This is a genomic window from Microcoleus sp. Pol7_A1 (assembly GCF_036701085.1).
Taxonomy (GTDB): Bacteria; Cyanobacteriota; Cyanobacteriia; order Cyanobacteriales; family Microcoleaceae; genus Microcoleus; species Microcoleus asticus.
Window position 1 is genome coordinate 1 of the sequence record NZ_JAUBQD010000114.1, and the last position, 9,724, is coordinate 9,724.

The 9,724-nt window shown below is 46.8% G+C and carries 9 protein-coding genes, 1 tRNA gene and 1 pseudogene; 6 read left to right on the top strand and 5 right to left on the bottom strand.

From position 1 onward, the window contains the following. Nucleotides 1–59: 59 nt before the first annotated feature. The 3 genes from QUA20_RS30810 to QUA20_RS30820 form a co-directional block, all read right to left on the bottom strand. Entirely contained in the window at nt 60–2,324 is a 2,265-nt protein-coding gene (locus QUA20_RS30810; protein WP_333194095.1) for a PAS domain S-box protein, read from the bottom strand. A 348-nt stretch (nt 2,325–2,672) separates the two neighbouring features. Further along, a complete protein-coding gene (locus QUA20_RS30815) occupies nt 2,673–2,888 on the bottom strand; it encodes a hypothetical protein (protein ID WP_172191326.1) in 216 nt (71 codons plus the stop codon). Nucleotides 2,889–3,009: 121 nt separating this feature from the next. Next, on the bottom strand, nt 3,010–3,399 hold the full coding sequence (locus QUA20_RS30820; RefSeq protein WP_172191324.1) for an AbrB family transcriptional regulator: 390 nt from the start codon (nt 3,397–3,399) through the stop codon (nt 3,010–3,012). 265 nt (nt 3,400–3,664) lie between these two features. Here QUA20_RS30820 and QUA20_RS30825 point away from each other — a divergent pair, with 265 nt between their 5' ends. The 4 genes from QUA20_RS30825 to pyrR all read left to right on the top strand — a co-directional run bounded on the left by QUA20_RS30825 (nt 3,665) and on the right by pyrR (nt 6,692). Then, a complete protein-coding gene (locus QUA20_RS30825; RefSeq protein WP_006635345.1) occupies nt 3,665–4,108 on the top strand; it encodes an Rrf2 family transcriptional regulator in 444 nt (147 codons plus the stop codon). A 37-nt stretch (nt 4,109–4,145) separates the two neighbouring features. After that, nucleotides 4,146–4,547 (top strand): GFA family protein, encoded by a 402-nt coding sequence (locus QUA20_RS30830; RefSeq protein WP_333194096.1) that lies wholly within the window; start codon nt 4,146–4,148, stop codon nt 4,545–4,547. A 261-nt stretch (nt 4,548–4,808) separates the two neighbouring features. Further along, nucleotides 4,809–5,888 carry an adenosylcobinamide-phosphate synthase CbiB gene (gene cbiB, locus QUA20_RS30835; RefSeq protein WP_333194101.1) on the top strand — a complete coding sequence of 360 codons (1,080 nt, stop codon included), beginning with the start codon at nt 4,809–4,811 and terminating at the stop codon, nt 5,886–5,888. Between the two features lie 270 nt (nt 5,889–6,158). Beyond that, nucleotides 6,159–6,692, top strand: coding sequence for a bifunctional pyr operon transcriptional regulator/uracil phosphoribosyltransferase PyrR (pyrR, locus tag QUA20_RS30840; protein WP_172191320.1), 534 nt, complete (start codon nt 6,159–6,161; stop codon nt 6,690–6,692). Between the two features lie 269 nt (nt 6,693–6,961). On the opposite strand, the gene QUA20_RS30845 is transcribed toward pyrR, so the two are convergent. Continuing rightward, nucleotides 6,962–7,034 (bottom strand) — tRNA-Ile (locus tag QUA20_RS30845). Nucleotides 7,035–7,218: 184 nt separating this feature from the next. Between QUA20_RS30845 and QUA20_RS30850 the strand changes: the two genes are divergently transcribed. Next, nucleotides 7,219–7,911, top strand: coding sequence for a hypothetical protein (locus tag QUA20_RS30850; RefSeq protein ID WP_333194097.1), 693 nt, complete (start codon nt 7,219–7,221; stop codon nt 7,909–7,911). A 68-nt stretch (nt 7,912–7,979) separates the two neighbouring features. Beyond that, nucleotides 7,980–9,458, top strand: a complete 1,479-nt coding sequence (locus QUA20_RS30855; RefSeq protein ID WP_333194099.1) for a hemolysin family protein — start codon at nt 7,980–7,982, stop codon at nt 9,456–9,458. A gap of 88 nt (nt 9,459–9,546) precedes the next feature. On the opposite strand, the pseudogene QUA20_RS30860 reads toward QUA20_RS30855, so the two are convergent. Further along, a pseudogene (locus QUA20_RS30860) lies at nt 9,547–9,648 on the bottom strand (response regulator); the annotation flags it as partial. Nucleotides 9,649–9,724 lie beyond the last annotated feature (76 nt).

The window sequence follows — 9,724 nt, forward strand, 5'->3', positions numbered from 1 at the left end:
AATATCTACCAAAATGGAATTATCGTGCAGTTCCGACTATTTAGCAGACGCTAATGTTATTAAATTTTCATTCCTAATTTGTGAAACAGAGCTTCGCTTTTTTGCAAGACTAATTGTGCTTGTTTGCGCTCGCCAATATCAATCCCAAATCCAAACAAGAAATCCAGGCTGCCACTTTCGTCGAGCACCGGTATGCCGTGCCACTCGACTAACAAAGTCCGTGAAGCGCAGCTATCCCGTAGGGAATCGCACTTTGTGAGAATGGGATGTTCGTTAACCGTTTGCTGGCTCGCTGTTACGCGCTCAAAAATCGAATGCAATCCGGCTCGATCGCTTGGGGGTACAAATGTAGCTAAGTAATCTTTCCCCGTAACTTCAGCAGCAGTATAGCCCACAGCTTGCAGCATACAGTCATTCACCTGCAGGATTTTACCCTCAGAGTCGATCGCCACAAAAAAAATCGGAGAATTTTCGATAATCTTTAAGTTAAAGTCCCGCTCTTGACGGATAATTTTTTCAGCTTGCTGGCGCTCCTCAATTTCAACTTGCAAGCGGGCATTGATCGAGGCTAGCTCGATCGTGCGATCGACTACTTCAATTTCGAGGGTTCGGTTGTAGTCAGCCAATATTTGCTCTGCCTGTTTGCGAGCCGTAATATCTTTAAAAACAGTCAGAACATAAAGGATATTGCCCGCACCGTCAAACACCGGCAGCGCTCGCACATCCAAACGAATATTTTGCCCGTCTCGGCGAATTTCCATATCTTCAGCAATCACCTCGAAGCCACTCAACGCCCGCACAAACGGCATTTGCTCGGCCGGGTACAGTTGATTAGTGCCTGCTATATAAATTTGATAAGCTTGTGCTAGCTCTTGTGCGGTAGCATCCGGCATTTCTCCCCTACCCAATATTTGCTCTCCCGCCGAATTCATGAAAATAACTGCGCCGCCCGGATCGATCGCCGAGACTCCAACGGGCAAATTTTCTACCAGTTGGGCAAATTTTTCTTCACTTTCTGCCAAAGCTTGAAAAGACTTTTTCAGTTGAGCTGCCATCTCGTTGAAAGACTGCGCTAATTCGCCGACTTCCTCAAGCCTACTGACAGCAACAGCGCGATCGAACTCTCTGGCGGCAATATCTTTAGCTGCTTCGTTAAGTCGCCGCAGCGGCAGCGTTACCCACCTAGCTGTATGCACTCCGGCAATTGTCGATAGCAGCAGCGCCACCAAACAAAATAAAATTGTACTCTGGGTATTTCTGTTAATTTCCCCCAAAAAATCGGATTTGGGAACTGCGATCGCAATCAGCCAGTTCAAACCGTAACTATCAGAAAAGGGCAGCACTTCCCAAAAATATTCCTGCCCGTCTCGGCTAAATTTCAGTTGCTGCCGCTGCTTAATGTCGCCAAAGCCCCCGAAGTGTTCGTACAAATATTTAGCTGCGGTGCGAATGACAGGAGTTTGACTGTCTAAAACATTCACCCGTTGCAGTTCCTGCTTTCCCGACATCTTTCTAAAGGGTGATTCTTGACTCGAACTGGCAACCAGCAAGCCCGATCGTTCGATCGCGAAAATTTGTCCCGTTTTGCTAAGCTTGATGCGATGGAGATATTGCTGAAACTCCGAGAGCGAAAAGTTTACTGCACAAACTCCCAGCAATTTACCCTTTCGATCGCGAATCGGTTGGCTGGCAGCAATAAAAACAGTCCCGGGAGTAAAACCCGGATAAATGCTCGTCCAAATCGGTTTGTTAGCTGCGACAACTTCTTTGTACCAAGGGCGTCTGCGGGCATCGTAGGTTGCCGGTTGTGCCTTTAATTTAGCGGTGCGAGTGCCTCTGCCGTCTGTAGCGTAGTAAATGTTCTGAAAGTTGGTAGACTTCGACGCTGCGACAATTTGCAAGCTGTTATCGTGAGGGTTGCGCCAAATGCCGAGATATTCTCCTGATTTTTCAGCACCGAGGGAAATCCACTGAATGCTTTTAAACGATCGCATTTGCTGCCAGAGGAACTTCTCTCCCCGAGGCTGGGGCCTTTCTAACTGTAAGTTTAATTCAGCGCGGTCGATCGCTTCAGCGTTAAGTTGATTTACCGACTGGGCATTTTCGAGAACAGCCGTTAACTTTTCTTCAACTCTCTTCCCCGTCTCCGCGCTCAATTTCTGGGCGAACTCTTCGACTACTATTTGTCCGTTGCGAAAGGACAGATAGCCGACAATCCCAACTGCGGCGGCGATTTGCAGCACAAAAGAGGCCACTATAACGCGACGCAGGGGGATTTTTATGTGGTTTTGAGAAGTTTTGCTCGCGAATCGGGGCAACGGCATAGGCTGGTGACTAATTGCTCCCTAACACTTTAACTGTTCCAGCTCCTAATTTCCCTTACCGGCGATCGAGGCTGTTGGTTTCCCGTCAAAACAAGTCCCCCACACGCACAAATCAGGAGCGAGCACGAGACTTATAAAATTTTAGATTTGAGATTTTAGATTAAATAATTGGGGAGAAATGATGAAGCTCGTGCTTTGGAGTTTGCCGACAGTTACATTATTTTTTTTTACTGGTATTACGCACTCTTGGCTGAGAATACTTCCGCTATTTTCTTGCTTTGTTCGGTTTCGCAGCTCAACCGAACCAGATTCTTGGCTGGAACCTCAACCATGGAAACTCAACATCCATCAGTTAAATGCGTTATAAAATCCGCTGCTGAACATCCAGGCCTTAAATCCGTTACCTCCGCTACACAATCCGTTTCCGAACTTCTCTTCAACAGCTACGCGGAAAATCCCCCGCTTGTCCAAACGGATATAGCGAGGGTCGAGAATAGGTATTCCCGGAAAATATAAAGCAGTGGCAGTGGCTTTTGTCGAGCCATTGCCATCTATAGAAGCCATACTGTTTTAGGCTCACAGAAAGATTTCAGAGCCAACTCTCTGCTTGAAGTCAATGCTTGAAGTCAATGCTTGAAGTCAAACCAACCAGTTCAAGCAAGAAGTCAAAGCAAGTCGTAAAGGCCTAGGATACTTCTTCTTCTCGATCGATTTGGCGCAGGTGAATGTGCTTGCGTCCCAGAGAGATTTCAAATTCATCTCCCGGCTGGAGTTCCATTTGTTTGGTGTAGGCGGCTCCAATCAGTAAGTTGCCGTTAGATTGAACGCTAATCCGATAGCTGGCTGAGCGTCCGCCGCGTCCGTTGCCGTTTTGCTTCCCATCTAGCTGAATGCCTTCTGCATCAATCAGCGCATTCAGGAATTTCATCATGTTGACCCGTTCTACGCCGTTCTTGGTAACGGTGTAGTAGCCACAGGCTCTAGCTTTCTCTTCCTTGGTAAGGTTCTCTAGGTCTTTGACCTTTTTGATCAAATCTTCGCCTTCAAGGGGTTCGATATTTTTCTTTTTAGCCATTTACTGAGTCCTGAAATATTCAACTGGTGTACGGATTTTTTCTCGGTTGGTTTTTGGTTTGACCAAGAAACTTTAGCTTTATAGCTGGTCGTAAAACCATATTACACCGATCGGCTCAATTGTTAACCACTATTATCTAAATATTTTTAACAACCTGTAGTCTTTCTTGAGGAGTAGCTGCAGTCGCTGCGAGCAATCTCTAAACTCGGTAGCATAAGCTATCACCTATCAGCTAGCTGAATATTTGCCCCCCTCTTAAAATCCCATGAAGTTAACCACACGCGGACACTACAGTGTCAAAGCATTACTGGATCTAAGTTTGCAACCTCGCTTCGGCCCGACATCGGTGAAATCGATAGCGAAGCGACAGGAGTTACCGGCTCCGTATCTAGAAAAATTGCTGATTGAAATGCGACGAGCCGGTTTAGTCCAATCTGTTCGGGGTTCCCAAGGAGGATATCAATTAGCCCGCCAGCCCGCTCAAATCTCTTTAGGACAAATCTTAGAGGCTGTAGGTGAAACTATTGAACCTTTACCTCGACATTTTCCCGATGCGACGCAAGCAGAGGACTGGGTAACATTCAGTTTGTGGAACCGATTGCACAAAAAACTTGCCGAAGCGCTGTACAGTATTTCCCTCGAAGACTTATACTATGATGTCCGCAGTTGGCAAGCGGCTCTTGGGGAAGAAACTAGCTTTATCATTTAAATGGTAAGTTCATTTATTCGATCGCCAGCAAGCACACATGGACACAACACTTGTTAACTACTTTGGCGGCTGTCACTGCGGTGCTGTCCGCTTCCGTGTCGCCGTTGACAAACACGAAGCATCTGATTGCAACTGCTCTATCTGTAAAAAGAAGGGATTTTTGCACCTCATTGTGCCGCCGGAACGTTTTACATTGCTCAGTGGCGAAGATGTGTTGACCACCTATACGTTTAATACAGGAACTGCTAAACATATTTTCTGTCGGATTTGCGGTATTCACTCGTTCTATCGCCCCCGATCGCATCCCGATCAATTCGATGTCAACGTCCGCTGTCTTGACTCAGATGCCATCAAACACTTTCAGATCCTACCCTTTGACGGTGTTAATTGGGAGGAGAACGTACACTTGCTCCGCGACGAAAGTAATCTCAGCAGTTAAAATTGCAGCTAAAAAATTAAAGTCCGCAAGGATAGGAGTAGTTAAAACCTGCGCTACCATTGCGAGCGCTCCTGCTCTGACAATCAAGGAAGATGGTTCGGGCCCCCGGATTCATCCGTGGAGCGAGAAAAAAGCTCCTCGCTCCCCATCGCAAGCCTCCGGATCGATCGGTGGGGTCTCTTTCTTCAATCCTAAAATCTAAAATCTAAAATCTAAAATCTAAAATCGATTGACGGACTATCAAGTTTGACAAAATATATAATGATGCCGGATGAATTTCCTGTTTTGATTTTAGCTGCGGTATTAGATTATTCGATCGGCGATCCTTGGGGTTGGCCGCATCCCGTGCAGGCGATGGGTTGGGCGATCGACCGCTATACTCGATTTGTCTTTAATATATGGAATAATCCCGCAGGCAAAATGCCTGAAGCAGAGGATCGTCCCGCTGGCGACCGGCACAAACTGCTGCTACGATGTGCTGGTACAATACTAGCGATCGGGCTGATTCTAGGCAGTTATAGTGTCAGTTGGTCGATCGTCCAAGCTGCTAGTTGGGTGCATCCTCTTTTAGGTATAGCCCTACAAACCATTTTGCTGGCAAGCTGTTTTGCCGGTCGCAGTTTGAGGGCGGCAGCAGAGGATGTGCTAGCACCTTTAAATGTTGGAGATTTAGTCAAGGCGCGAGAACGGTTGAGCCTTTACGTCGGTCGGGATACCGAAAACTTATCCGAGTCAGAAATTCTGCGAGCATTGTTAGAAACTGTAACAGAGAATGCAGTCGATGGTGTGACAGCACCGCTATTTTATGCGTTACTTGGGTTCGCTCTGCCGCATCTATTATTAAGTTTTACCGATCGCCCGATCGATCCTAACTCGATGTGGGTGAATGCTATAGTCCCCTTGGCAATCGCTTACAAAGCAGCTAGCACATTAGATTCTACCGTCGGCTACAAAGAAGCGCCATACACTGATTTAGGATGGTTTAGTGCCAAACTAGAAGACGTGCTGACGTGGATTCCTTGCCGCCTAACAGTGATTACTTTAGCGCTTATATCTGGCAAACCGATTTATATTTGGCAGATTTGTCAGAGAGATGCTGTTAAAGATGCCAGTCCCAATTCCGGTTGGAGCGAGTGCGCCTACGCCGCCATCTTGGGAGTACAACTAGGAGGTACAAATTCCTATCGTGGAGTTCTCAAACACAAACCGCTGTTAGGCGAGCCGGTTCACCCGATTACAGGCCAGCTAATTTGCCAAGCATTGCAATTAACTCGGTATTGCTTTCTGATTTGGTTGGGACTATCATTGCTTTTTTATACCTTATTATGTTTGAGCCGCTAACTGATGACCTCACCCGAACAGTCCAAAAGGCATAAAATAACGTATTTATGTCATTGTTCGCGCTCCAAGCATTGCAATCGCAGCATCTGCTTTTCATCCGTTCTGGGTAAGCCCAGCAGAAGAGAGATATAACCCACCGACAGGAGCAAAAAAAAGTTTTGACCTGAGTTCAAACCCCCAGATTCATCTGTCAAGTCCATCTACAATCTCAAATCTCAAATCTCAAATTGTTCGATATGCCAACAGCCAACAATTAGCTCGCAGCAAGCAATGACTAAAATTATCCAAATTTTATCGCCAGATGAAGTGAGGCGCACTCTCACCCGCGTCGCTTCCCAGATTGTCGAAAAATCAGGGAACCCCTCGGAGTTAGTGCTGTTGGGGATTCATAGTAGAGGAGTGCCTTTAGCTCAAATTTTGGCCGATCAAATTGAAGTCCTCGAACAAGTCAAAGTATGCGTGGGCGCTTTGGATATTACCTTTTACCGAGATGACTTGGATCGAGTTGCGATGCGGACACCGGCTAAAACAGAAATTCCTTTCGATTTGACGGGCAAAACCGTGGTGTTGGTAGATGACGTTATATATAAAGGCAGAACGACTAGAGCGGCTTTGAATGCGGTAAACGATTACGGCCGGCCGGAGAAAATTTGGTTGGCGGTATTAGTCGATCGCGGCCACCGAGAAGTACCGATTCAGCCGGATTTTACAGGTAAAAAGTTGCCGACTGCAAAGGAAGAACAAGTTAAGGTTTACGTTCAAGAGCTCGACGGGCGCGACGGAGTGGAGTTAATTAAGGGATAATACGATTTTAGATTTTAGATTTTAGATTTTAGATTTTAGATTGGGCACAAATGACTGTTAAACAAAGTCCAGCTAAATAAACTAAGTAGGGTGCGCTGTAAGTAGCGCGTCAAACCACTTTTTGCGTCCATCACTGAGCAAAATACTTCGTTTCCGCCCGCTGACAACGTAAAAAACCCGGTTTCTACCAGAATAGGGGCTTTTGGGTAAACAAGCCTCTAGGAAGAAACGGGGTTTTTCGCGCGCGGAGCGTCCTATGTTCTTAAAAATCGGCAGTGCAGGAGTTGAACCTGCCTGGGGCGAATTATGAGTTCGCTGCCTAAACCGCTCGGCCAACTGCCGTTAAATCGATTTGTTCGATCTAACTCAAAATGAATTATAACATAATTTCCCAGTCCGTGCTAGAACTAGAGAACAAAAATCAAAATCTTTAGATCTGCTGAGTCCCGATCGCCTGTTAGCCGCTGTGCTGAAGCCGATCGACCCGACAAAGCAGTTTCTACGACTCGGCATAAACTTATAGGCAATGGCAGTGAATTCGACGGTAGTGCTGACTCTAATTCTGCTAGCTCTGATGTTTGGAGCAGGCGTGACGAGTTCTGTTTGGGGATTTACTATAGGTCGCGAAGCCTTGAAAGGAACGACTCAACCCGATATTCGCCCCAGCAACAATGCTGGCAGCGGCAAGCAGGGAACTCAGGCTAGCAAAGACCAAGTGAGCATTTTGAAAGAAAAAGACATTCTCACAACCGTCAAAGCGCGGGTAGAAGGTCGCGATCCAGAAAAAACAACGGCTCAAGCAAATACTAAAACAGACAAGGCAAGCTCTAAACCAGCCACGGCCAAAAAACCTGCCGCGCCAAATGCCAGCGCCAAGTTCCCTCTAAACAGTCGCGACGGGGGAATTACCTTGGAAGTGAGCGCCGCCAGTCAGCGCAGCAATTCCATGCTGCTAGACGTGAGCATGAAAAATGAAGGCTCCCAAGCTGTGAGGTTTCTCTACAGTTTCTTGAACGTCACTGACGATCGCGGCCGGGCCCTAAGCGCGACTGCCGAGGATTTGCCGTCGGAACTGCCCCCCAACGGGCAGGTGTTTTACGGTACTGTGAGTATTCCCACAGCTTTGCTGGAAAATGCTAAAGAAGTTTCGCTGACGCTGACAGATTATCCAGGTCAAAAACTTCAGTTGCAAATATCTGGCATTCCAGTGGCGAAGTAAAATAAAAGAAGACCAAACCTGCAGATAGATTCTCAGGTTCGATCGAGAAAGTTTTTTTAGGGAGCATTGTGTCACTTTTAGGGGCGAGAGTGCAGGAGATATCTGATTTACCCGCGATGAGTTTGACAGAGGTGCTGTCGCGGTTGCTGTCAGTGCTGTTGCTGATTGCGATTAATGCTTTTTTTGTGGCGGCTGAGTTTTCGATGGTGACGGTACGCCGATCGCGCATCAATCAGTTAGTGGATGCCGGCGACGTTGCAGCTCTAACTGTTCAATCTTTACAGCACAGTATTGAGCGATTGCTCTCGACAATGCAGTTGGGAATCACTCTTTCTAGTTTAGCTCTCGGCTGGATTGGGGAAGATACGATCGCCGTGCTAGTCCAAGCTGCGATCGGCTGTTTGCCACTGCCAATTTACATCAAGTCTGCGATCGCCCATTCTTTGGGCATATCAATAGTAACTTTTTTCCTGTTAGCTTATCTGCAAATCGTACTCGGCGAACTCTTTCCCAAATCTGTAGCGTTACTGTATTCCGAACAGCTAGCCAGAACTTTAGGGCCTCCGAGTTTATTGATTGCCCGTTTGTTCAATCCCTTTGTGTCGTTTCTCAATCAATCCACTCGATCGCTCTTGCGGTTTGCGGGGATAGAATACGACCTCAGGCACCGACCGGTTACTCCCGAAGAGCTGCAATTAATTATAGCTACTTCCAGCGAATCAAGCGGCTTGCAAGCAGAAAAGCGAGAATTGCTCAACAACGTGTTTGAATTTGGCGAAGTTTGGGTACAAGAAGTAATGGTGCCCAGGCCTAGCATTGTCGCACTTCCGAAGACGGCCACCTTTCAAACTTTGCTCGACGAAATGGCGATTTCTAACCATTCCCGCTATCCGGTGACGGGAGATTCTTTAGACGACATTATCGGCATTATTGGCTTCAAACAACTTGCGAAACCCCTAGCTGAAGGTTTGCTATCTCCCGACACGCCAATTGTAACTTGGATGTCTGCGGTGAGGTTTGTGCCGGAGATGATGCTGCTGGGGGAACTGCTGCCTTTGATGCAGAGTTCGTCGGAAGAAATTGCGATCGTTGTCGATGAATTTGGCGGCATTTCCGGGTTAGTGACGCTGAGTGATTTGATTGCGGAAATTATCGGTCGCAGCTACGAGTCGCCCGACAGTAAAGAAATTGCTTTGCAAGTATTGGACGATCGCACTTATTTAGTGCAAGCGCAGTTAAATGTAGATGATGTGAATCAAATATTGAATGTGGATTTGCCAGTTACTGACGAATATCAGACAATCGGAGGTTTTCTGAGCTATCAGTTGCAAAGAATGCCGGCTGTTGGGGAAGTTTGGCGGTGCGGAAATGTGGAGCTTACGGTTGTTTCTGTGTCCGGGCCGCGGTTGGATCAAATTCAAATTCATTTGCTGTCAGGGGCAGCGGGCGATCGAGCTTTAGATGGAATTGCAGCAGCGGATGGGGAATTTGTGGGAAAAGGGCGCAAGAATAGCGGGTTGAGTGGTGTGGCGAAATTTTCTAGTTGAGATTTTGATTTAAAGGCAGAGTATCGAGATTAAGGACAAAGTGTAGAGAGTGAATGAGTTAACATACTTGATTCATCTCGATCATAACTTAAGTTTGGAGGGAAAACTCTTCTGGGTCGATTCCCCAATTTACCCAACTAATTGCCTCTCTTGCGGATGTAATGTCAGGGGTAACTCGCAGTGCATGAATAGACATCTCCGAAAACAGTCAAAGCCTCTGTGTAGTTAAGCTCCTTGACGTAAATGTAATTATCCTAAATTAGCTA

Coding starts and splice junctions, on each gene's coding strand:
- QUA20_RS30830 (WP_333194096.1), top strand. CDS start 4,146: ATGGACACAACACTTGTTAACTACTTTGGCGGCTGTCACTGCGGTGCT.
- pyrR (WP_172191320.1), top strand. CDS start 6,159: ATGACTAAAATTATCCAAATTTTATCGCCAGATGAAGTGAGGCGCACT.
- QUA20_RS30825 (WP_006635345.1), top strand. CDS start 3,665: ATGAAGTTAACCACACGCGGACACTACAGTGTCAAAGCATTACTGGAT.
- QUA20_RS30820 (WP_172191324.1), bottom strand. CDS start 3,399: ATGGCTAAAAAGAAAAATATCGAACCCCTTGAAGGCGAAGATTTGATC.
- QUA20_RS30810 (WP_333194095.1), bottom strand. CDS start 2,324: ATGCCGTTGCCCCGATTCGCGAGCAAAACTTCTCAAAACCACATAAAA.
- QUA20_RS30815 (WP_172191326.1), bottom strand. CDS start 2,888: ATGGCTTCTATAGATGGCAATGGCTCGACAAAAGCCACTGCCACTGCT.
- QUA20_RS30850 (WP_333194097.1), top strand. CDS start 7,219: ATGGCAGTGAATTCGACGGTAGTGCTGACTCTAATTCTGCTAGCTCTG.
- cbiB (WP_333194101.1), top strand. CDS start 4,809: ATGATGCCGGATGAATTTCCTGTTTTGATTTTAGCTGCGGTATTAGAT.